Annotated in this window: 21 protein-coding genes; 17 read left to right on the top strand and 4 right to left on the bottom strand. The window is 42.9% G+C overall.

All coding sequences use genetic code 11. The features are described from left to right. Nucleotides 1-87: 87 nt before the first annotated feature. Nucleotides 88-2,028 carry an ATP-dependent zinc metalloprotease FtsH gene (ftsH, locus tag ACEN2L_RS16890; RefSeq protein ID WP_441745307.1) on the bottom strand — a complete coding sequence of 647 codons (1,941 nt, stop codon included), beginning with the start codon at nt 2,026-2,028 and terminating at the stop codon, nt 88-90. Between the two features lie 66 nt (nt 2,029-2,094). Next, on the bottom strand, nt 2,095-2,724 hold the full coding sequence (gene rlmE, locus ACEN2L_RS16885; protein ID WP_441745306.1) for a 23S rRNA (uridine(2552)-2'-O)-methyltransferase RlmE: 630 nt from the start codon (nt 2,722-2,724) through the stop codon (nt 2,095-2,097). A gap of 95 nt (nt 2,725-2,819) precedes the next feature. Here rlmE and yhbY point away from each other — a divergent pair, with 95 nt between their 5' ends. Beyond that, nucleotides 2,820-3,116: a ribosome assembly RNA-binding protein YhbY gene (yhbY, locus tag ACEN2L_RS16880; RefSeq protein ID WP_306021481.1), complete on the top strand. Its 297-nt coding sequence runs from the start codon at nt 2,820-2,822 to the stop codon at nt 3,114-3,116. 68 nt (nt 3,117-3,184) lie between these two features. Here the strand turns inward: yhbY and ACEN2L_RS16875 are convergent, their stop codons facing one another. Both ACEN2L_RS16875 and ACEN2L_RS16870 read right to left on the bottom strand, forming a co-directional pair. Further along, nucleotides 3,185-3,667, bottom strand: coding sequence for an FKBP-type peptidyl-prolyl cis-trans isomerase (locus ACEN2L_RS16875; protein WP_441745305.1), 483 nt, complete (start codon nt 3,665-3,667; stop codon nt 3,185-3,187). A 158-nt stretch (nt 3,668-3,825) separates the two neighbouring features. Beyond that, nucleotides 3,826-6,222, bottom strand: coding sequence for a Lon protease family protein (locus ACEN2L_RS16870; RefSeq protein WP_306021483.1), 2,397 nt, complete (start codon nt 6,220-6,222; stop codon nt 3,826-3,828). A gap of 321 nt (nt 6,223-6,543) precedes the next feature. On the opposite strand from ACEN2L_RS16870, the gene leuS reads away from it, so the two are divergent. The 16 genes from leuS (at nt 6,544) to ACEN2L_RS16790 (ending at nt 21,910) form a co-directional block, all read left to right on the top strand. Next, nucleotides 6,544-9,144: a leucine--tRNA ligase gene (leuS, locus tag ACEN2L_RS16865; protein ID WP_441745304.1), complete on the top strand. Its 2,601-nt coding sequence runs from the start codon at nt 6,544-6,546 to the stop codon at nt 9,142-9,144. 17 nt (nt 9,145-9,161) lie between these two features. Further along, nucleotides 9,162-9,683, top strand: coding sequence for an LPS-assembly lipoprotein LptE (locus ACEN2L_RS16860; protein ID WP_441745303.1), 522 nt, complete (start codon nt 9,162-9,164; stop codon nt 9,681-9,683). Then, entirely contained in the window at nt 9,683-10,720 is a 1,038-nt protein-coding gene (holA, locus tag ACEN2L_RS16855) for a DNA polymerase III subunit delta (RefSeq protein ID WP_306021486.1), read from the top strand. The genes ACEN2L_RS16860 and holA overlap by 1 nt, the downstream gene beginning before the upstream one ends. Then, nucleotides 10,720-11,391, top strand: coding sequence for a nicotinate-nucleotide adenylyltransferase (gene nadD, locus ACEN2L_RS16850; RefSeq protein ID WP_441745302.1), 672 nt, complete (start codon nt 10,720-10,722; stop codon nt 11,389-11,391). Before holA ends, nadD begins: the two co-directional genes overlap by 1 nt. Nucleotides 11,392-11,429: 38 nt before the next feature. Then, nucleotides 11,430-11,747 carry a ribosome silencing factor gene (rsfS, locus tag ACEN2L_RS16845; protein WP_306021488.1) on the top strand — a complete coding sequence of 106 codons (318 nt, stop codon included), beginning with the start codon at nt 11,430-11,432 and terminating at the stop codon, nt 11,745-11,747. 38 nt (nt 11,748-11,785) lie between these two features. Continuing rightward, entirely contained in the window at nt 11,786-12,256 is a 471-nt protein-coding gene (gene rlmH / locus ACEN2L_RS16840) for a 23S rRNA (pseudouridine(1915)-N(3))-methyltransferase RlmH (RefSeq protein WP_306021489.1), read from the top strand. A 2-nt stretch (nt 12,257-12,258) separates the two neighbouring features. Continuing rightward, nucleotides 12,259-14,193, top strand: coding sequence for a penicillin-binding protein 2 (gene mrdA, locus ACEN2L_RS16835; RefSeq protein WP_441745301.1), 1,935 nt, complete (start codon nt 12,259-12,261; stop codon nt 14,191-14,193). 3 nt (nt 14,194-14,196) lie between these two features. Continuing rightward, a complete protein-coding gene (rodA, locus tag ACEN2L_RS16830) occupies nt 14,197-15,312 on the top strand; it encodes a rod shape-determining protein RodA (RefSeq protein ID WP_441745300.1) in 1,116 nt (371 codons plus the stop codon). A gap of 27 nt (nt 15,313-15,339) precedes the next feature. Then, nucleotides 15,340-16,425, top strand: a complete 1,086-nt coding sequence (gene mltB / locus ACEN2L_RS16825; protein ID WP_441745299.1) for a lytic murein transglycosylase B — start codon at nt 15,340-15,342, stop codon at nt 16,423-16,425. A gap of 1 nt (nt 16,426) precedes the next feature. Continuing rightward, complete coding sequence (locus tag ACEN2L_RS16820; protein WP_441745298.1) at nt 16,427-17,275, top strand: septal ring lytic transglycosylase RlpA family protein; 849 nt, start codon at nt 16,427-16,429, stop codon at nt 17,273-17,275. 200 nt (nt 17,276-17,475) lie between these two features. Then, on the top strand, nt 17,476-18,648 hold the full coding sequence (locus ACEN2L_RS16815; RefSeq protein ID WP_306021494.1) for a serine hydrolase: 1,173 nt from the start codon (nt 17,476-17,478) through the stop codon (nt 18,646-18,648). A gap of 29 nt (nt 18,649-18,677) precedes the next feature. Continuing rightward, nucleotides 18,678-18,941, top strand: coding sequence for a DUF493 family protein YbeD (ybeD, locus tag ACEN2L_RS16810; protein WP_306021495.1), 264 nt, complete (start codon nt 18,678-18,680; stop codon nt 18,939-18,941). Nucleotides 18,942-18,959: 18 nt separating this feature from the next. After that, nucleotides 18,960-19,631: a lipoyl(octanoyl) transferase LipB gene (lipB, locus tag ACEN2L_RS16805; protein WP_441745297.1), complete on the top strand. Its 672-nt coding sequence runs from the start codon at nt 18,960-18,962 to the stop codon at nt 19,629-19,631. Beyond that, entirely contained in the window at nt 19,624-20,598 is a 975-nt protein-coding gene (lipA, locus tag ACEN2L_RS16800; protein WP_441745296.1) for a lipoyl synthase, read from the top strand. Before lipB ends, lipA begins: the two co-directional genes overlap by 8 nt. Before the next feature lie 115 nt (nt 20,599-20,713). Then, a complete protein-coding gene (locus tag ACEN2L_RS16795; RefSeq protein WP_441745295.1) occupies nt 20,714-21,556 on the top strand; it encodes a peptidylprolyl isomerase in 843 nt (280 codons plus the stop codon). A 66-nt stretch (nt 21,557-21,622) separates the two neighbouring features. After that, nucleotides 21,623-21,910 (top strand): hypothetical protein, encoded by a 288-nt coding sequence (locus tag ACEN2L_RS16790; protein WP_441745294.1) that lies wholly within the window; start codon nt 21,623-21,625, stop codon nt 21,908-21,910. Nucleotides 21,911-22,131: the final 221 nt, after the last annotated feature.

Below are 22,131 nucleotides of genomic sequence, written 5' to 3'. Positions count from 1 at the left end.
CCATTGTCTAAATATTTTGAGTTTCAGTTAATAAAAAACGCTTTGAGGGTATACCCTCAAAGCGTTTAATTAATCCATTTAAAGCGATTAACTCGTTGCATCACCTGGCTTGCCAACTGGCGTTGATGGTTTATCTTGTTTCTTTTCACCATCCACTACAGTCGCACCACCTGTGGGCTTGTTACTGTCGTTTTTCTTTTCGTCCTTTACCCAATCAGCAGGAGGACGCACTTCACGTCGAGCCATTAAATCTTCAATCTGCAATGCATCAATCGTTTCGTATTTCATTAAGCAATCTTTCATCGCTTCCAAAACGTCTCGGTTTTCGGTGAGAATTTTTTCAGCACGTGCATAGTTGCGGTTGATGATGTCTTTCACTTCTTCATCAATGGCTAACGCTGTTTGGTTAGACATTCTTAATGATTTTGAAGAAGAACGGCCTAAGAATACTTCACCCTCTTCTTCCGCGTACAATAATGGACCCATTTTTTCAGACAAGCCCCATTGCGTCACCATTTTGCGAGCTAAATCACTTGCACGTTCAATATCATTTGATGCACCAGTGGTAACACCTTCATTGCCAAGTGTCATTGCTTCGGCGATTCGACCACCGAACAAACTTGAGATCATACTCTCCAAATGACGTTTGCTGTGGGAATACCTATCTTGCTCAGGTAAATACATGGTCACACCCAGCGCTCTGCCGCGAGGTATGATCGATACTTTATAAACAGGATCATGCTCAGGTACTAATTTGCCTACGATAGCGTGGCCCGCTTCATGATAAGCCGTATTAGTTTTCTCTTCCTCAGACATCACCATGTTTTTTCGCTCAGAGCCCATCATGATTTTATCTTTGGCTTTATCAAACTCTTCCATCGAGACAACACGCTTACCAGTACGAGCAGCAAATAGAGCAGCTTCGTTGACTAAGTTAGCTAAATCAGCCCCAGAGAAACCAGGAGTACCACGAGCGATGACGGCCGGTTCAACATTATCGCCACAAGGCACTTTACGGATATGCACTTTTAATATTTGCTCACGACCACGAATATCGGGCAAGCCAACGATTACTTGACGGTCAAAACGACCTGGACGCAGTAATGCAGGATCTAATACGTCTGGACGGTTAGTCGCTGCTATGACGATGATCCCTTCGTGACCTTCAAAACCATCCATCTCAACCAACATTTGATTCAATGTTTGCTCACGCTCGTCATGACCGCCGCCCAAACCGGCACCACGTTGACGACCAACCGCATCGATTTCGTCGATGAAAATGATACAAGGTGCAGACTTTTTAGCTTGTTCGAACATGTCACGAACACGAGATGCACCAACACCCACAAACATTTCAACGAAATCTGAACCAGAAATAGTAAAGAAAGGGACTTTTGCTTCACCAGCAATGGCTTTAGCCAACAAGGTTTTACCTGTTCCAGGAGGACCAACCATCAAAACACCTTTAGGGATCTTACCGCCAAGTTTTTGAAATTTACTTGGGTCGCGCAAGAAATCTACCAGTTCTGATACGTCTTCTTTGGCTTCGTCACAACCAGCTACATCAGCAAACGTTGTTTTTATTTGATCTTCACCCAGTAAGCGCGCTTTACTCTTACCAAAAGACATTGCACCACGGCCACCGCCGCCTTGCATTTGACGCATGAAGAATATCCACACCCCGATGAGTAAGATCATGGGGAACCAAGAAATAAAGATAGTCGTTAGGATTGATGATTCTTCAGGTGGCTTACCAAAAACCGCAACATTGTTTTCAACCAAGTCATCCATCAGTTTCATATCAAGATAAGGAATGTAGGTAACAAACTCTTCGCCGTTACGCTTTACACCACTTATTGCACCTGAATCTTTGTCAATGGTGGCACTGTTAATATTGCCAGACTTAACCTCACTTAAAAAACGTGTGTAATCTGTCTGTACCTTGCTAGTTTCATTGCCTGAAAAATTTTGGAATACAGACATCAGTACTACCGCAATTACCAGCCATAAAATTAAGTTCTTCGCCATATCGCTCAAGTTAATTAACCTCTATTGTTTCAATTCTGCTGAGTCTGAACACAGACCATCAGGTTACTATAATTTATAGCCCGTCGCTACCAGATAAACTTCTCGTGAGCGTGCTCTTGAAGACTCAGGCTTACGAGTTTTGACCACAGTAAACGCTTGTTTAACCGCTTTGAAATATTCATCAAAGCCTTCACCCATAAACACTTTTACGATAAAACTGCCGTTACGTTTCAATACTTGATGACACATGTCCAACGCAAGTTCGACCAAATACATTGACTTAGCTTGATCAGCTGCGTCGTTGCCACTCATATTGGGCGCCATGTCAGACATAAGGACATTTACGTTTTTACCGCCAATTTTGTTCAATAATTCGTTTAATACCGCTTCTTCTCTAAAATCACCTTGTAAAAACTCAACGCCAGCCAGTGAATCCATCGCCAAAATATCACAGGCGACAACAATACCGTCGTCCCCAACAAGGTTAGCGGCATACTGAGACCAACCGCCAGGCGCAGCACCTAAATCGACTACGGTCATACCCTCTCTGATCAAATTGTCTTTCTGATGAATTTCTTCAATCTTAAACACAGCTCTAGAGCGTAAACCTTGCTTTTTGGCTTGTTGTACGTATTTGTCTGCAAAATGTTCTTGCAGCCAACGACTACTGCTAGCCGATTGTTTTTTCTTTGTCATTGATTTGCGTTGATATTAGGAATAACCGAGTTATGGCGTTAGAATAGCGCTTTTCAACCATTCGTATTGAATAATTTTGTAAGAAATATTACACCATGACTTTATCAAATAAACAAAAGCAACATTTAAAAGGCTTAGCGCATTCGCTAAAACCTGTAGTGCAATTAGGACAACATGGCCTGACAGAAGGTGTGTTAGCCGAAATCGAAGGTGCCTTAGCTCATCACGAGTTAATAAAAGTTAAAGTACCAACAGATGACAGAGAAGAAAAAAAATTGATTATGGATACTATCGTTCGCGAAACCAAATCGATCAAACTTCAGGTGATTGGTCACATCTTGATTATTTATCGACAAAGCGATGATAGGAAAATTGAGTTACCTAAAAAGTAGTCTCATAAACTTACGACGCCAAAAGTTAAATTGGATACTGAGATAAATACCTCAGTATCCATTCGTTTTTAGTGGTGATGGCCACCGTCACCGTGAGCGTGACCATGTTCCAGTTCTTCTTCAGTTGCGGCTCGAACGTTTACGACTTCTAATTCAAATTGTAAGGTTTTGCCCGCCAGTGGATGGTTTGTATCGACGGTTGCCATAAACTTACCCACTTTAACGATCGTGACTTGTCTTTGGCCTTGATCGGTGTTAACAACCGCTGACATTCCAGCAGACCATTTCTTAGCACCTTGTAGGTGTTTAACCGAAACCCGTTGTTCACTATTTTCCAGTAATTCACCAAAGGTCTCACTGGCAGGTAATTCAACAGAAAGCTTATCTCCTGCCTGCTTGCCTTCTAAGCTTTTTTCAATGCCTGGCATCATGCCGTTATGACCATGTAAGTAGGCTACTGCTGCTTGCTCACCGTTACTTTCTACTTCCGTCCCATCAAGCTCTTTGATGACATAATTAAATTGAACAACACTGTCTTTGGTAATTTGCATGATTCTACACTTTGCGATTGAGTAAGGTTTTAAAACGCAGAATAGTAGCAGATCCGGCTTAAAAAGCAGTAAGCTGACGTAAGTAATTTCTTATTCAAACAGAATATATTTTTAATTGTCTACCCGACATATGCGTTTAAGCTGGCTGGCAGCTCGTATTAATCCTCGCCGCCACTGACAATATTGGCGATATTCAATAAATTGAGCACCGCAGTGTAATTAATCGAACCTTTGGGATAACGGCCTTTACTATTAAGTTGACCTGCTTCTTTATTCATTAACAATTCTAAGGCTTGTTCCACCGTTTCCACAGCATATATATGGAACTTACCGCTTTTTACCGCCGCGATAATTTCTTTATCTAACATCAAATTTATCTGATTTGATTTGGGAATAATCACGCCCTGCTTGCCACTTAACTCTCGGTGTTGGCAGAGCTTAAAAAAACCTTCAATTTTCTCATTTACACCGCCCACTGATTGCACCTGGCCGTATTGATTAATTGAACCTGTAATGGCTAAATCTTGCCGAGCAGGTATTTTGGTTAAGGCAGAAATTAAAGCAATCAGTTCAGCAAGCGAGGCGCTGTCGCCGTCGATATGGCCATAGGATTGTTCAATGGCAATATTAGCCGATAAGGTTAAGGGAAATAATTGCGCATACTTATGACCTAAATACCCCGTTAGTAAAAGAACCCCTTTTGAGTGAATTGGCTGACCAAGTTCAACTTCGCGTTCAATATCTACTACGCCACTTGAGCCAGCATAAACAGTAGAGGTGATACGAGCGGGGGTACCAAACATACAATCACCCACTTCTAATACGGTCAATCCATTGACTTTACCTACATCAACACCGTCGGTGGCAATCAGTATTTGCCCTTGTTTAATATCATCTAACACCGCTTCACTGACCCTGCCGGTACGATAGGTTTTCGCTGCCAGCGCAGATTCTATATGCGTCACATCTAGTTGGGTAACGCCAGCCTTGCGACAAAAATAAGCGGCTTCATGTAACAACTCAATGACTTCAGAAAAGCGGGCGGAAAGCCTATTCTGGTGCTCAGCCAAGCGAAGACTAAATTCAACTAAGCGATACATCGCTTTGGCAGATATATCACTCAGGCCTAATGTTGTAACTTGGTTGCGTACTCGACCAACAAAATCAAATAGATTTTTCTTTTCAAGGGGTATTTCATGGTCAAAATCGACCAATACCCTGAAGAGTTCGTAAAACTCATCATCGTATTCTTGCAAGGTGTAATACAAATCTCTTGAACCCAACAATACTACTTTAACGTTGATGGGTATTTGTTGTGGATTTAAGGTGATTGAATTAACCATTCCTGTATCATGTTGCGGTATATCCATTTTTAACATGCCTGATTTCAGCACCAGTTTTAAGGTTTCCCAAGCAAAGGGTTGTTCTATTAGCTTATCGACGTCTAACAATAAATAACCTCCGTTGGCCTTGTGCAACGCACCGGGGCGTATCATACGGTAGTTAGTGTAAACCGAACCTTGTACGTTGGTGTACTCAATACGCCCAAAGAGATTTTGATGTGACGGATTGGGCTCGTATATCAGTGGAGCGCCATCATTTATAGCATGAGACACCAAAATATTCGGTAGGTATTGCTCTTCCAGTACGGTGCGCCTATCAAAATCATCACTGCGCTCGTCGGACTTTTCGTCTTTTTTCTCCTCAGCAAGTAATTCAACAATGGTTTCTACCAAGTGCGGCTTTAGTTGGCGGAGGAATTTAAGAATGGCAAGATCAGCCGCATATTTATGTTCTAACTTTTTTAACAAGGGCTTTATTCCCTGCTCTGCTGTAGCGTTTTTTAAGGCTCTTAACTTTTCAGATGATGCACGCTTCCATTTTGGCAGCTCTATTAATGCTTCACTTAAACTGTCTTCTAATTCATCGATAAGTTTGTAAAAGTGAAGGCGTTGCTCTTCGCCCAACTCAGCAAAATCTTTGTCAGTCAGTATGTTGCCATCAACCACAGGTGAAAAAGTGATCACTCCACCTTCTTCGAATAAGCTCACACCTTTACGCTGAGCAAGTGATTCTACCTCATCTATGGCTTTGTCATAGCCTTGTTCAAATTCACGGGCAATAGCCGCTTTTTTGCGTTGATAACCTGGGTTATCAAATGCCGCCGGAAAAGTATCAAGCAATTCATCGAGTAAGGTATTGAGCTCTTTGTATAAGCGCTTACTTTCGCCAGCAGGGAGCCTTAGGGCAAAAGGTTCACGCTCATCTTCAAAATTATTGATATAACACCAATCGTCTGGGGTCTCGGTATTGGTAACGTACTTATCAATATATTCACGCACTAAGGTAAAGCGGCCTGTTGCTTGCTCCCCCATTACATATAGATTGTAACCTCTGGCATTAATGTCCAAACCAAAAGCAAGTGCATCGCGAGCCCGATCTTGTCCTATAAAAGTAGAGTTGAGCGCATTATTGTCTTTTAAGGCTTGATTGATAAGACGACGACTAGGTTTAGCCGACAACTGCTGCAAAGTTAACGCATGTTGGTTAAGCATAATGTCCATTTACTACAAAATTTTGCGTAGTGAAACGCGGATTAAAGGAGGTGTCAAACACAAAGCAAGCATTGTAACTCGATTTTTAAAACATTTAAAAAATACCTGCTTTAAAATAATGCAGAACAAAAACTGAAAACTAATTAATCTGCACAAAACCGCACAAAATTTGCGCAGTTAAACACGAATAACTGACTCATGACCAAAAACATCGAATTAAGCGCTCCTAAACCTGCTTAAGCTATTGTTTATGTTAGTAGCGCTAAGGTATTCTAACAGGCTAAATTTTCATTTTTATCAACGCCGCGGAAGTCTTTTTTAATGGCACAAAAACAATACCAACCTCAACAAATTGAAAAAGAGGTACAAGCATTCTGGGAAAGCAATAACACTTTTAAGGCTGTTGAACAGCCAGAAAAAGAAAAGTTTTATTGTTTATCTATGTTTCCATACCCAAGTGGTCGCTTGCACATGGGCCATGTGCGAAATTATACCATCGGTGATGTCATTAGCCGTTTTCAGCGCATGCAAGGTAAAAATGTATTGCAACCTATGGGTTGGGATGCCTTTGGTTTACCCGCTGAAAACGCCGCAGTAAACAACAATACCGCGCCTGCCAAATGGACCTATGCCAACATCGAATATATGAAAACCCAGCTCAAGTCTTTGGGCTTTGGTTATGATTGGGATAGAGAAGTCGCTACTTGCAAACCTGATTACTATCGTTGGGAACAGTGGTTTTTTACTCGCCTGTATGAAAAAGGCTTGGTTTATAAAAAAAATTCTACGGTAAATTGGGATCCCATCGACCAGACGGTTCTTGCTAACGAGCAAGTGATCGACGGTCGAGGCTGGCGCTCTGGTGCTCTAGTTGAACAAAAAGAAATTCCACAGTGGTTTATCAAAATCACTGATTACGCTGAAGAGCTGGTGAATGACCTTGAACAGCTAACTGAATGGCCTGACCAAGTACGTACCATGCAAAAAAATTGGATTGGTCGTTCCGAAGGTGTGGAAATTACTTTTGACTTAGTTAACGCCGTTGCCGGAGCCACCTCGTTTGATGTTTACACAACACGCCCAGATACCCTTTATGGTGTGACCTATGTGGCAGTAGCGGCCCAGCACCCTATCGCCCTCGAAGCAGCCAAAGACAACATTGAATTGGCGCATTTTATTGACGAGTGTAAAAACACCAAGGTTGCTGAGGCAGAATTAGCCACCATGGAGAAAAAAGGCTGCGCGACAGGTTACTACGCAATTCACCCTCTTACCGGTGAAAACGTGCCAATTTGGGTCGCAAACTTTGTGTTGATGGGATATGGCTCAGGTGCAGTGATGGCAGTTCCTGGTCATGATCAACGAGATTGGGAATTTGCGACTAAATACCATCTTACTATCAAACAAGTCATTACCTCACTCGAGACTGACACCATTATAGATTTAGGCAAAGCAGCCTTCACTGAAAAAGGCTTATTGGTTAATTCACAAGAATATGATGGACTCAACTCGGCTGAAGCTTTTGAACAGATTGCTACTAAGCTCTCAGAGTTAGGCAAAGGTAAAAAAACAGTTAACTATCGTTTACGTGATTGGGGGGTTTCAAGACAACGCTATTGGGGCACACCCATCCCAATGTTAAATCTTGAAGACGGCCAAGCGGTACCTGTACCTGCTGAGCAATTACCGGTTGTGCTGCCTGAAGATGTGCAAATGAATGGGGTTATCTCCCCTATTAAGGCCGATCCACAATGGGCGAAAACGCAATACCAAGGCCAAAACGCCTTACGAGAAACCGACACCTTTGACACCTTTATGGAATCATCTTGGTACTACGCTCGTTATGCGTGTGCTCAAAATGATCAAGCTATGTTAGATCCAAGTCAAGCCAACTATTGGTTACCTGTTGATCAATACGTGGGTGGTATTGAACATGCGATTTTACACTTATTGTATTCACGGTTTTTTCACAAATTATTACGTGATGAAGGACTGGTAGAATCAGACGAGCCGTTTAAACGCTTATTGTGTCAAGGCATGGTATTAGCTGATTCGTTTTATCGTGAGGACGAAACTGGCAAACAAGTCTGGTACTCACCTGCTGATGTGATCAGTGAAAAAGATGACAAAGGTCGTATTGTACGTTCAGTATTGGCCGCTGACGGTCAAGAAGTCAAACACGGCGGCATGACCAAAATGTCGAAGTCAAAAAATAATGGTATCGACCCTCAGCAAGTTATTGATGTTTATGGCGCGGACACCATTCGTGTATTTACTATGTTTGCCGCACCACCGGAACAAACCCTCGAATGGATTGATTCTGGGGTTGATGGCTCACATCGTTTTGTTAAGCGTCTATGGAACCTAACACAAGAGCATCTTGAATTAGGTGAGGTAGCCACTTTAAATGTAGCGTTACTCACAGCAGAACAAAAAAATCTGCGCCGCTTAGTGCATAAAACCATTGAGAAAGTGACCGATGACGTAGGCCGTCGTCAAACCTTTAACACCGCAGTGGCTGCAATTATGGAATTGCTCAATCATTTGCAAAAGGCGCCACAGGTTGAAGCCCAAGATAAAGCGGTAGTACGTGAAGGTATCAATGCCATCGTATTGTTACTTGCCCCTATCGCCCCACATATTTGTCATGTTTTGTACAAAGAGCTTGGGTTCGATGGCGAAATTGAGACAGCAGCTTGGCCAGTAGTTGATGCCGCTGCCTTAGTTGAAGACGAAAAATTGGTGGTTGTGCAAGTTAACGGTAAAGTAAGAGCTAAAATTACCATTGCCGCCGATGCGACGCCGGAACAAGTGGAGGCTTTGGGTTTACAAGAACACAATGTGGTTCCTTTTGTTGAAGGTAAGACGATACGTAAAGTGATCTATATACCTGGCAAATTACTTAACATCGTCGCAAATTAAATAAAGGTAAATATTCGGTGCTAGTTACGCTTTTTAAAGGTTTTATCGCCGGGGGATTGTTAATTGCCCTGACCGGTTGTGGCTTCAGCCTGCGCGGAGCGTTCCATTTGCCCGCAGAGATCCAGACTGTGCAGTTAAGCTCAGTGGCGCACAATGCGTCGCTCGAGCGCGCCTTGGCCAAACGATTAAAGCCCTATTGGTTGCAGATGGTAGATAATAGTGGTGCGACTGCAGACTTAACTATCACCTTGTTGCCCGATGAATTAGATCGCCGTTTACTCTCGCTGTTTCAAACAGGTCAAGTTGCCGAATACGAGTTAGTCTATACCGTGAAATATCAGCTGCAATTTGCCCACAGTGAGATGCAAGCAATTGAGTTTACGGTTACCCGCGAATATCAGGATGATCCTGACGCAGTATTGGCTAAATCTCGAGAATTAGATCTGGTTTTAGGCGAAATGCGTCAACAAGCAGCCGATCGCATTATTCGCCAAATATCGACCAGTTACCCACACCGCAACGCTAACTCGCCGTTGTAATGCAAGTTTATCCCAACCGATTAAAAGCGGCTTTAGCGCAGCGTTTAACGCCATTTTATATGGTGTTTGGTGATGAACCCCAGCAAAAAATGGAAACGCTACAAGCCATTCGTGAAGTGGCGTTACGACAAGGCTTTGATGAGCGACAATCGCTTACGGTTGATAGCCAATTTAATTGGAATAACTTAGTTGAAGCCACACAGACCCTGTCCCTGTTTTCGAGTAAGCAATTTATTGAGCTTGAATTGCCCACAGGCAAACCCGGTACTGAAGGCAGTAAAATACTCAGCATGCTTGCCACGCAAAGTAGTGACGATTTACTCGTTGTGATCCATGGCGCTAAAATTGGTAAGGATGTGCAATCGAGTAAGTGGTTTAAGCTATTAGATAAAAATGGGGTATATGTCCCCTGTTACCCACTTGAAGGTAACTCGCTGCAGCAATGGCTAAGCCAGCAGATGCATACAGAAGGCTTGCAGGCGTCAAAAGAAATATGTCAGTTATTGGCAGACTATTGTGAGGGAAACCTACTCGCTGCTAAACAAGAGGTGCAAAAACTCGCTTTGTTGTATCCCGCCGGTAATCCTTCCTTAGAACAAGTCGAACAAGCCGTGGTGGATCAAAGTCGCTTTACCGTGTTTCATCTAATTGATGTATTGTTAGCGGGCGATGCTCAAAAAGCCTTAAAAATGCTCTATCGACTGGAAAGTGAAGGCATCGAGCCTACGATTATTTTGTGGGCTCTGACTCGTGAATGGCAAACCATACAAGCCTTGTTGTTTGCTCAACAAACTGGCCAAGCATTAAATTGGAATCAACATCGTATATGGGGTAATCGTCAGGCCTTGTACTTATCAGCACTTCAACGTCTAGATTTAGCGCAAATGCACGCCTTACAGAAAAAACTGACTACCCTTGATTTTGCCATCAAGCAGTCGCAAATTTTGAGGCCTTACGTCGAACTGTGCCATTTATGCCTGATGTTTATTCCGTTTAATCTTGAGGCCTTTCCTCTTGATTATGGATTGAGTGATTGATGTCACTCGCTCCCGCTATTGGTTTATTTGGCGGTACGTTTGACCCCATTCATAACGGCCATATAGAGCCTGTTATGGCGGCGGCCAAGCAGGTCAATTTGCAAACAGTTGCTCTAATGCCAAACTACTTACCAGCCCATAAAGCGCAAGCCATGAGCAGCAGCGCCCAGCGCCTAGACATGATAAAACGGGTGTGTGATACCTACCCTTTATTTTATCCAGAGCCTTGGGAAATAGAACAAGCTCGTGTCACTTATAGCGTTGACACTCTAAGCGCATTTAGAGACCGCCATCCTAATTCCCCTATCTGTTTTTTTATCGGCACAGATTCACTTAATTCATTACCAACGTGGCATCGCTGGGAAACGCTATTGAACTTATGCCACTTTATTGTGTGTAAACGAAGCAGTGAGACAACAAAAAAACCGACAACTGAGCAGCAGAAAATTGTCGCTGATTTATTACGCAAACATCAAACGACTGAGCATGCTTCACTGCATCGAACATTGGCTGGCCACATTTACTTAGCCGATACGCCAGAAGTGAACGTATCCTCTACCAAAATAAGAGCCTTAATCGCCCAAGGATACCGTCCTCACGAAATGCTGCCTGAGTCGATTTTACAGTACATCGAATACACTAAGTTATATCAGCCTAAGAGCAATATCTGATAAACTACCCACTTAACTTAAATTTGTAAGGAATATCTTTGGACCATCAACAATTAAAAGCATTTGTCATCGAGAAAATAGAAGACCTGAAAGGTCGAGACATAGTTGATCTTGATGTCGCAGAAAAATCATCGGTCACTGAAACTATGGTAGTGTGCTCAGGTAACTCTAAACGTCATGTTGTTTCTATCGCCGAAAATATTATCGTTGAAGCAAAATTGGCCGGAAACCCTCCACTAGGTATTGAAGGTCGTGATACCGGTGATTGGGTGTTGGTTGATTTAGGGGATGTCATTGTGCATGTTATGCAGGACGAGGCCCGTGATTTTTATCAATTAGAAAAACTCTGGGGTTAAAAAACCTTGGTGAATATTTTCGTTAGTCTGCAGTCGTAATGCGAATTCAGCTTATTGCCGTTGGTCAAAAAATGCCTGCTTGGGTAGAACAAGGGTTTCAGGAATATCTGCGACGTTTTCCCAGTGATATGCCACTTGGACTAACAGAAATACCAGCAGGAAAACGAGGCAAAAATGCAGATATTAAACGCATTTTGCAAAAAGAAGGCGAACTGACCTTAGCCGCTATCCCTAAAGGCAACCGGATTGTCACATTGGAAGTCAATGGTGCAAGTTGGGACACCCCTAAACTGGCCAGCCAGATGGAAAAGTGGCAAATGGACGGGCGGGACGTTAGTCTTCTTATCGGAGGTCCAGAGGGGCTTGCACCAGAATGTATTCAAGCCGCGGAACAAAAGTGGTCATTGTCGAGTCTGACCTTACCTCACCCACTTGTTCGAATTGTAGTGGCAGAGAGTTTATATCGAGCTTGGTCAATCAATAATAATCATCCCTATCATAGAGAATAGTTTTGCCTACACCGCGTATTATCATTAAAGACCATACGGCTGAGGCCAACTTATTTGCCAGACGCAGCGTGATCGCCATTTTGGTTATTTTTGTCATGATCGCAATCGTTTTGACTAATCTACATTACCTGCAGGTCACCCGATTTGAAGACTACCAAACCCGGTCAAATGGTAATCGCATCAAGGTGCTGCCTGTCGCCCCTAATAGGGGCTTAATCTACGATCGCAACGGCATTCTCTTGGCCGAAAATTTACCCGTATATAGCATTGAAGTGATTCCAGAAGAAATCACTAATTTAGACGCAACCCTGGCTGAATTGCAGCAGCTTCTGGCACTAGAAGATGACGAAATAGCAGATTTTAAACAGGATTTGAAACGCCAACGTCGTTTCAAACCCGTCACATTGCGAAATCGATTATCACCAGAAGAAGTCGCGTTGTTTTCTGCCCATCAACATAAGTATCCCGGTGTATCAGTCGAAGCTCGGTTAGCCCGTCACTATCCCTTTGGTGAAGCCCTAACCCATGCTCTGGGCTATGTAGCTAAAATTAACAAAGCTGATTTACAAAAATTATCTGAAGCAGGACAAGAAGCCAACTATGCAGCGACTTACGATATCGGCAAGTTGGGCATAGAAAAATACCATGAAGAACTCTTACATGGTCAAGTGGGTTATCAAGAAGTTGAAGTAAACAGTAAGGGCCGAATTATTAGGACCTTAGATTTTGAACCGCCTATTCCAGGCAAAGATCTAGTGCTGAATATTGATATAAATTTGCAGCTAGAAGCCATGCGCGTGTTTGCAGGTGAACGAGGCTCCGTTGTTGCCATCGATCCTCGTGATGGAGGCGTGCTAGCCCTTTACAGTAGCCCAAGCTACGACCCCAATTTATTTGTCCACGGAATAAGCAGCAAAGAATATAAAAAGCTCCTTTCTTCGAAAGACCGTCCTCTTATCAACCGTGCCACACAAGGTCAATATCCACCGGCCTCTACGGTAAAACCGATGCTTGGTTTACTCGGTTTAGAGGAGAAACTCATCACACCTGATTACAAAATCCACGATTTGGGTCGTTACAAATTAAACAACGTTGAGCGAATATGGCGTGACCACAATAAGTGGGGGCATGGTTGGGTGAATATCACAAAGGCGATTGAAGTTTCCTGTGATACCTATTTTTACGACTTAGCCTACCGCTTAGGAATTGATCGCATCAGTGAAAGTATGAATGAATTCGGTTTTGGTGATTATACCGGCGTTGATCTACACGAAGAATCTGATGGACTGATGCCAAGTAGAGGTATCGTTAAAGCCATGTTTAACCGCCCCTGGTACATAGGCGATACCATTAATGTCGGTATCGGGCAAAGTTATTGGACCGCCACGCCTATTCAGTTAACTCAGGCAATTACTGACCTAGCAAATAGAGGCCGCAGACTGATACCACAAATATTGCGAGGCAACATGGTGGATAACCAACTTGAGCTAGAGCCGCTTAAGGAACGCCGCCCCATAGAAGTAAAAAACAAACAAAATTGGGATGTTATTCTAGATGCGATGTACGGCACGGTAAATCGCGCAGGCAGTGCATTTAAGGCATTTGCAAATACTCCTTATACCTCAGCCGGTAAAACCGGAACTGCACAATTAGTTACCATAGGCCAAAACGAAAAATACGATGCCAGTAAGTTATCGGAAGAGAACCGCGACAATGCTATGTATGTGGGCTATGCCCCCTATGATAAACCGCAAATTGTGATGACCATAGTGCTTGAAAACGCAGGACACGGCGGAGCACAGGCTGCGCCTATAGCCCGCGCTATGATGGATTATTATTTCAAAGATCAAGTTTTCCCTGAACATACTGTCATTGATTATCCACCTGTTACTAAGGTTTCTGAGCAATCATCTACAGCAACAAGAGCGGCGGATTAATCAGTGTTACGAACTAAATTTACCACGAATAACGACAGTTTTTTAAGACGCATTCATTGTGATGGACCGCTGCTCTTAGGTCTTTTTGTACTGATGTCTGTGGGGCTGGTGACAATATATTCTGCCGGTGGCCAAGATATTGATCTTATTCAGCGCCAAGTTACTCGACTAGGCCTCGCCTTAGCAGTCATGTTAGCTATTGCTCAAGTTCCCATTGCCGCCTTTCGTAAATTATCGCTGTATTTTTATCTCGTTGGCGTACTGATGTTAGTCGGTGTTCTTGTGTTTGGTGTAGTGGGTAAAGGGGCGCAACGTTGGCTTGATTTAGGTGTGTTTCGTTTTCAGCCTTCTGAAATCTTGAAACTCGCGGTACCGATGATGATTGCTTGGTACATTAGTCGTTTCAATCTACCACCTAAAATGATTCACGTTCTTGGTGGTTTTGTGCTGGTTGGCATACCCACCCTGCTGATTGCCAAACAGCCCGATTTGGGTACCGCTTTGTTGATTGCTAGCTCAGGTATTTTTGGCTTATTTTTGGCTGGCATGAGTTGGCGTTTCATTAGCGGCGTAGTGGTGTGCGCATCCGCGTTTACCCCCATCATGTGGATATTTCTGATGAAGGAATATCAAAAGCAACGGGTACTTACCTTCCTCAACCCCGAAACTGATCCGCTGGGCTCCGGCTATCATATCATTCAATCGCAAATTGCTATTGGCTCGGGTGGACTCGACGGCAAAGGGTGGTTACATGGCACGCAATCCCAATTAGAGTTTTTACCAGAACGTCATACCGATTTTATCTTTGCCGTTTTCAGTGAAGAGTTCGGTTTTTGGGGCGTGGTAGGCCTGTTGGTAATCTATGCATTTATTGTGGTGCGCGGGATGATTATCGCAGTAAACGCCCAAGATGCTTACAGCAAAATATTAGCCGGGAGTATCACGCTGACGTTTTTTGTTTATGTGTTCGTTAATATGGGCATGGTTTCGGGCATTTTACCGGTTGTTGGCGTCCCGCTCCCCCTAGTGAGTTATGGCGGCACGTCAATGGTGACTCTGCTGGCGGGTTTCGGCATATTGATGTCTATCAGTACCCAAAAACGTTTACTTTCTCGTTAATTTCAATGCCTTGTCAAAGGAGCTTTAATGGTGTCGATGGTTCAAATATTAATTGAAAATTGCAATGTTCAGCGCTCCTCATGCACTCGGGTATTACGAAGCACCTATGCATTATTTAGTTTGCTGTTTATAGCAAGCTTTGTCAGTAATTGTGCAATAGCCTCAAGTCAAAGTGCGGACAAACAGGCTGCTTTTATTGAAAAAATGGTTAGCAAACATCAATTTAATGAACACTATCTCACCGAATTATTTAGCCAGGCGACACCAAATCAAGCCATATTAGAGTCGATTGCAAAACCATGGGAGGCGAAGCCATGGTTTAAGTACTACCCCATATTTTTAACCGAAAAACGCCTTAATAAAGGGCTCGAATTTTGGCAGCAATACCAAACTGAACTGGCTGAAGTAGAAAAACAAACGGGCGTGCCTGCCCAAATTATTGTATCCATTATTGGCGTTGAAACGTTTTATGGCAGCTACTTAGGTAAATATACGGTTTTTGATGCGTTGCAAACGCTGGCGTTTAACTATCCACCTCGCTCCACGTTTTTTACCAGTGAATTGGAACATTTGTTTTTACTCGCCCGTGAAGAGCAATTCGATATCACCTCACTCATGGGCTCTTACGCAGGGGCCATGGGCTGGGGGCAATTTATTCCCTCAAGTTATAGAGCCTATGCCGTTGATTTTGATAAAGATGGTCAAAGAGATTTATTGAATAATCCTCTTGATGCCATCGCCAGTATTGCCAATTATTTCAAACGTCATGGCTGGCAAGCGGGAAAACCCATCGCGTATCCGGCAAGCGTAAAAGGAAGTCAATATAACTCCCTTTTAAGCAAAAGCTTAAAATTAAAGCATACATGGCAGCAGGTACAAGATGCTGGGGTAGGATTAAGCACAGAATCAAGCCCAGAGTTCCCTGCGGATACCAGCGTAAAACTCATTGAATTTGAACTAGAGCAAGGTAAGGAGTACTGGCTTGTTTTTGGCAATTTTTATAGTATTACTCGGTATAATCATAGCCCGCTTTATGCCATGGTAGTGTATCAATTAAGTGAACAGCTATTAGCGGCAAAACATCCAAATACCAAGGACAACGCTGTTAATTAATATGCGATCGAGCTTCCGCCACTGTGTCTATTGTCTGATCTTAATTACTATGGTGATGGGGTGTGCGCAACAGCCAAGCCGTTATCAACTAAAGCATGACTCAGCGCCCCATGCATTGCCTGATACGGTTCATATGCATGATGCTGAACCCAAATATGAACCCTACGCCCCAGCTAATCAACGTCCTTATACAATTCGTGGAGTGCATTATACGCCCCTACCAACTGGCAAGGGCTACAGTGCAGAAGGTTTAGCGTCGTGGTATGGGCAAAAATTCCATGGTCATTTAACCTCTAATGGTGAAATTTACGATATGTTTACCATGACCGCGGCCCATAAAACCTTACCGCTGCCTTCTTTTGCTCGTGTTACTAATTTAGCTAATGGTAATCAAGCCGTCGTTAGAATAAATGATAGGGGCCCGTTTCACTCCGAAAGGTTAATTGACCTTTCATATGCGGCTGCGTTAAAGCTAGGCATGCTAAGCAACGGAGTCGCAAAAGTAAAACTAGACGTGATACATATTGATGAACTTGGCCACATGACTATTGGAAATAGTCCAACCATTGCCCCGATAGCGCCCCCCCTTGCTACCTCGCCGGTAAAAAACACCACTAATTCACCTCAGATGGTCTATCTTCAAGTCGCCGCTTTACAAGACAAAAGCAAAATAGAGATGATAGGCAATGCATTAACCAACTTATATCAAATACCTTACCGGGTTCCTTTTGACGGTAGTATTTATCGTTTACAATTAGGACCTTTAACCGATGAACGAGCCATCGAACATTTACTAAACGAACTTAAATCCAATGGCTACTCCGGCGCCTACAAAGTATACCAACCTTGATATAAACCTAATAAAAATAAACTTTTAAGACATTATTTGGTCGTAATTTGTGGTTTGCAAATTCTTACAAATTGCCTGAATTTATTGTTCCATGAGCAGTTTTTTGAGTGCAAAAGTGCTATATTAGTGGCCGAATTTAAAGAGCTATAAACATACCTTAGCTCTCTGTCTCCTAACTCAAATCATAAAACGGTTGATTAATGCGAAAACTCTATTCTTTCAGTGCTGTTATTTTCAGCAGTCTTAGCCTTGTATTTATTAGTAGCGCCTCATTGGCTGCAGTTGTTATTCCCCCTGCTCCATCGGTTGCGGCAAAAGGATTTATTCTGCTTGATTATCAAACAGGTAAGGTCATCGCAGAACAAAATGCCGATATTTTATTACCTCCTGCCAGTTTAACTAAAATGATGACCAGTTATGTTATCGGCAAAGAAATTGTGAATGGCAACATTCAAGAGAATGACATGGTCACTATTTCTGAAAATGCGTGGGCTAAGAACTTTCCAGATTCATCGGTTATGTTTATTGAAGTTGGCAAACAAATATCAGTGGGTGATCTTAACCGCGGCATTATCGTGCAATCTGGTAACGATGCCTGTGTTGCAATGGCAGAACACATTGCCGGTAGCGAAGATGCCTTTGCTAGCATGATGAATATGCATGCAGAAAAGCTGGGTATGTCTTCAACGCACTTTATTAACAGTCACGGTTTACATGATGCTGATCACTATACTACCCCCAGAGATATGGCGACCTTGGCTAAAGCACTGATTCGCGATGTACCAAATGAATACGCGATTTACAGTGAAAAAGAATTTACCTTCAATGGCATAAAACAATACAACCGTAACGGTTTGTTGTGGGATAAAAGCTTAAACGTTGATGGCATTAAAACGGGGCACACTTCTGATGCAGGTTACAGTTTGGTGACCTCAGCAACCCAAGATGGAATGCGTTTAATTTCTGTGGTAATGGGTACTGAAAGCGACCGAGCCCGTAAAGAAGAAAACAAAAAGCTACTTAAATACGGGTTTAGGTTTTTTGAAACGATTACCCCTTATAAAGCAGGCAGTAGCTTTGTAACGCAGCGTATATTTATGGGTGACAAGGAAACGGTCGATCTTGGTATTTTACAAGATACCCCCATTACCATCCCCCGTGGACAAAGTAAGAAGTTAGAAGCGAATTTTAAATTAGATAAAAACCTGCAAGCCCCTTTAGCCAAAGGCGAAGTGGTAGGTACCTTATATTTGCAAATAGAAGGCGAAGATATTGCTGAGTATCCATTGGTTACTTTGCAAGAAGTCAATGAAGGTGGATTTTTTGATCGCATGGTCGATTTCGTAAAATTGAAACTTGGGTTTGACAGTTAAACTTCTATTCAACTGAGATTGAGAGCGTAATGGATACTAATTTTGACAAACTGTTAGATTTTCCTTGTCAACAAACATTTAAAATCATGGGTGTGGCACACGAGCGTCTGCCTGATGATGTTGTTAGTTGTTTACAGGTGCATGCTCCGGGTGATTACACCCCAAAGGTCAAACCAAGCTCAAAAGGCAACTATCACTCTATTTCCTTAAGTGTGACAGTCGTCAGCAAAGAGCATATGGAAACCCTTTACGTCGAACTGGCCAAATTAGAATTAGTTCGAGTTGTTCTGTAACAAGCTAAAGAGTGAGTTATGTCACATCAGCACCATGTCATTATTAGGCAGCTTGGCCAACAGGCCTACTTGCCTATTTGGCAAGCCATGCAAGACTTTACCGATAAGCGCGATGAGCATACACCTGATGAATTATGGTTAGTCGAACACGAGCCAGTTTTTACTCAAGGTCAAGCAGGTAAAGAAGAGCATTTACTTGCGCCCGGCACCATTCCTGTGGTTAAAGTCGATCGTGGCGGTCAAGTCACTTATCATGGTCCTGGCCAACAAATGTTGTATGTACTGCTCAATTTAAAACGTAATAGACTCGGAGTAAGAACTTTAGTGACGGCGCTCGAAGAGTGCATAGTCAATACCCTTAAAAAATATCAGATTGACGCTTATCCGAAAGCGGACGCCCCAGGTGTGTATGTTGAAGGTAAAAAAGTGTGCTCTATTGGCTTAAGAATACGCAAAGGGTGTTCGTTCCATGGTTTAGCATTGAACGTTAATATGGATCTAAGTCCGTTTTTACGTATTAATCCCTGTGGTTACGCAGGCTTAGAAATGGTAAATTGCGAACAACTTGGTGGCCCAGCGAATATCGATGAGGCAGGCATTAAAATAGTTAAATCATTATGTGAGTTAATTGGTATATCACCACAAGATTCATCCACATTAATTGAATACAGAGAAGGTTTTGATGAGTAAGGTGCAGGTACAAGGGCGTGTTCAAGCGGGTGTAAAACTGCGTGATGATGAGAAAGTAAAGCATATTCCCATTACCATTTTACCAACTGAAAAAACAGAAATGTTGCGTAAACCTAATTGGATTAAAATCAAATTACCCAGCAACACCAGTAATATTGATCACATCAAAAATACTCTACGCAAGAATAATTTACATTCAGTATGTGAAGAAGCAAGCTGCCCCAATTTGGCGGAATGTTTCAACCACGGTACGGCGACATTTATGATTTTAGGCGATATCTGCACCCGTCGTTGTCCCTTCTGTGACGTCGCTCACGGCAAACCGCTTCCCCCTAGCGCTGAAGAGCCAATTAAGCTTGCAAAAACCATCGCTGAAATGCGTTTAAAGTACGTGGTGATTACCTCTGTAGACCGTGATGACCTACGTGATGGTGGCGCCCAACATTTTGTTGATTGTATTAATGCCATTCGTGAACATAGCCCGACTACTAAAATCGAAGTTTTGGTGCCTGATTTTCGTGGTCGAATGGACCGTGCCCTCGAAATTTTTAAGAACGGCGTACCCGATGTGTTCAACCACAACCTAGAAACCATTCCACGTCTCTATTTAGAATGCCGCCCTGGTGCAAACTACCAATGGTCGCTGGATCTATTGAAAAAGTTCAAAGCCCAACATCCTGAGATCCCTACAAAGTCAGGTTTGATGATGGGCATGGGTGAAGACAAACACGAAATCGCCGAAGTGCTCAAAGACTTGCGCGCCCACAATGTAGAGATGCTAACGCTTGGCCAATATTTACAACCGAGTAAACACCACTACCCACTGAAGCGCTATGTTCACCCAGATGAATTTGACGAGTTAGGTGAAATTGCCAAAGAAATTGGTTTCACCCATGCAGCCTGTGGTCCTATGGTACGCTCCAGTTATCATGCAGATAAACAAGCAGCTGGTGAAGAAGTGAAATAAGCTTCGAGCTTCGAGCTTCGAGCTTCGAGCTTCGAGCTTCGATAAAAATAAAAAACAAAACTCGCCCTAAGGCGAGTTTTTTGTTTGAATAAGTAAAACATTATTCAGGCCTTTTATGAAAACCTTGCTATCCGTTTTGTTTCTCTTGCTTAGCCCTGTGGTATTAGCCATTGATGAATGGCGCACACCTGAAAATGACAATCTCATCTACATGCAACTTGATAGCGGCACGGTGGTTATCGAGCTCGCACCTTTTATGGCACCTAAACACGTTGAACAGTTTAAAGCACTAGTCAAAGAGGGTTTCTATGATGACTTGGATTTTTATCGAGTAATTGATGGTTTTGTCGCTCAGGGAGGAGATGTCAGTGAACAAAAATCCAGCCAACATAACCACACATTAAAAGCCGAATTTAGCCGCCCTGCTCCACAATACACAAGTTTTCTGCCCGTACAAAAGCCTGATTTCATGGCGCCTGAAACTGGGTTTCTAGCTGGTTTTGCTGCCGGACGTGATCCTGCCAGCAAACAAGAGTGGCTACTTCACTGCCCAGGCACTTTAGCGATGGCCAGAAGTAACGAAGCTAATTCAGCGAGCAGCGATTTTTACATTGTCATCGGCCAAGCCACCCGCCATTTAGATCGTAATATGAGCTCCTTTGGACGAGTCATTTACGGCATGCCTGCGATCCAAGCCTTGCAACGGGCCGATATCAATAATGCCAGTGGAGTAATCGACGAGCCCAGCAAACGCAGTAAAATAAAATGGATCAAATTAGCCAGTGATGTACCAGCCAATGCTCGTCTTAATGTTCAGGTGCAGAACGAAAAATCTGAGGCTGTCAGCCAACGTTTAGCCAGCGCGCGCACTCTAGATAGTGAGTTTTTTCACTTCAAAGGTAATGGCAATTTAGATGTTTGTTATTACCAGTTAAAATCTCGTTTACTTAGCCAATAAAGCCTCGTGTTAAGACAAATTAGCCTGCACTATGCACTTAATATCTATCTAGGATAAATACTCAAAATGAACTTGGACAAAGCGCAAAAACGCCTTACAAAACTGCACAAACGTGGCGATCATGGTTATCCACTGATTCAAATCCAGTATTTTGGTGCAAACACGTCTTTAGCAACAAAAGTAGAGATCAGCTTTACCCCCGAACAAGGCGCCCAAAGCTTTGCAGAATCCTTTACCACCACGACTGATATCCGCCTTGATGAAACGATACAAACTACCCTACTCAAAATTATTGACCGCGCAGAAGCAAAAACCGTGGTGCTTAGAGAGCAAGTACTGGTGTTGGCTAAATAACAAGGCAAAACATATCAGCCACACTGAGCTGCGCTCGCAGTGTAGATAAAGTGAATGGCTGCTAAGTGAGAATTGAGGAAAGCATGGTTAATATATCGGGCTAGGCTGGACAAAAAAAACAACTTTAAAATTATCTGATAATTTGAATATCAGTCAGCTGTCGACCCAAAGCGGACTAGATAATTTGACTACAGAACAGGAAAAATGAGTGATTCCATTTA

Origin of the sequence: Flavobacterium sp. W21_SRS_FM6 (assembly GCF_052119645.1) — a bacterium.
Lineage (GTDB): Bacteria > Pseudomonadota > Gammaproteobacteria > Enterobacterales > Alteromonadaceae > Paraglaciecola.
This window is presented reverse-complemented; position numbering and strand designations above follow the sequence as displayed.

Bases quoted from the DNA above. Each gene is read 5' to 3' on its own strand.
- yhbY (WP_306021481.1), top strand. From the start codon at position 2,820: ATGACTTTATCAAATAAACAAAAGCAACATTTAAAAGGCTTAGCGCAT.
- lipB (WP_441745297.1), top strand. From the start codon at position 18,960: ATGTCACATCAGCACCATGTCATTATTAGGCAGCTTGGCCAACAGGCC.
- ACEN2L_RS16795 (WP_441745295.1), top strand. From the start codon at position 20,714: ATGAAAACCTTGCTATCCGTTTTGTTTCTCTTGCTTAGCCCTGTGGTA.
- ACEN2L_RS16820 (WP_441745298.1), top strand. From the start codon at position 16,427: ATGCGATCGAGCTTCCGCCACTGTGTCTATTGTCTGATCTTAATTACT.
- nadD (WP_441745302.1), top strand. From the start codon at position 10,720: ATGTCACTCGCTCCCGCTATTGGTTTATTTGGCGGTACGTTTGACCCC.
- ACEN2L_RS16790 (WP_441745294.1), top strand. From the start codon at position 21,623: ATGAACTTGGACAAAGCGCAAAAACGCCTTACAAAACTGCACAAACGT.
- leuS (WP_441745304.1), top strand. From the start codon at position 6,544: ATGGCACAAAAACAATACCAACCTCAACAAATTGAAAAAGAGGTACAA.
- ftsH (WP_441745307.1), bottom strand. From the start codon at position 2,028: ATGGCGAAGAACTTAATTTTATGGCTGGTAATTGCGGTAGTACTGATG.
- ACEN2L_RS16875 (WP_441745305.1), bottom strand. From the start codon at position 3,667: ATGCAAATTACCAAAGACAGTGTTGTTCAATTTAATTATGTCATCAAA.
- rlmH (WP_306021489.1), top strand. From the start codon at position 11,786: ATGCGAATTCAGCTTATTGCCGTTGGTCAAAAAATGCCTGCTTGGGTA.
- ACEN2L_RS16870 (WP_306021483.1), bottom strand. From the start codon at position 6,222: ATGCTTAACCAACATGCGTTAACTTTGCAGCAGTTGTCGGCTAAACCT.
- ybeD (WP_306021495.1), top strand. From the start codon at position 18,678: ATGGATACTAATTTTGACAAACTGTTAGATTTTCCTTGTCAACAAACA.
- rlmE (WP_441745306.1), bottom strand. From the start codon at position 2,724: ATGACAAAGAAAAAACAATCGGCTAGCAGTAGTCGTTGGCTGCAAGAA.
- ACEN2L_RS16815 (WP_306021494.1), top strand. From the start codon at position 17,476: ATGCGAAAACTCTATTCTTTCAGTGCTGTTATTTTCAGCAGTCTTAGC.
- lipA (WP_441745296.1), top strand. From the start codon at position 19,624: ATGAGTAAGGTGCAGGTACAAGGGCGTGTTCAAGCGGGTGTAAAACTG.
- holA (WP_306021486.1), top strand. From the start codon at position 9,683: ATGCAAGTTTATCCCAACCGATTAAAAGCGGCTTTAGCGCAGCGTTTA.
- mltB (WP_441745299.1), top strand. From the start codon at position 15,340: ATGGTGTCGATGGTTCAAATATTAATTGAAAATTGCAATGTTCAGCGC.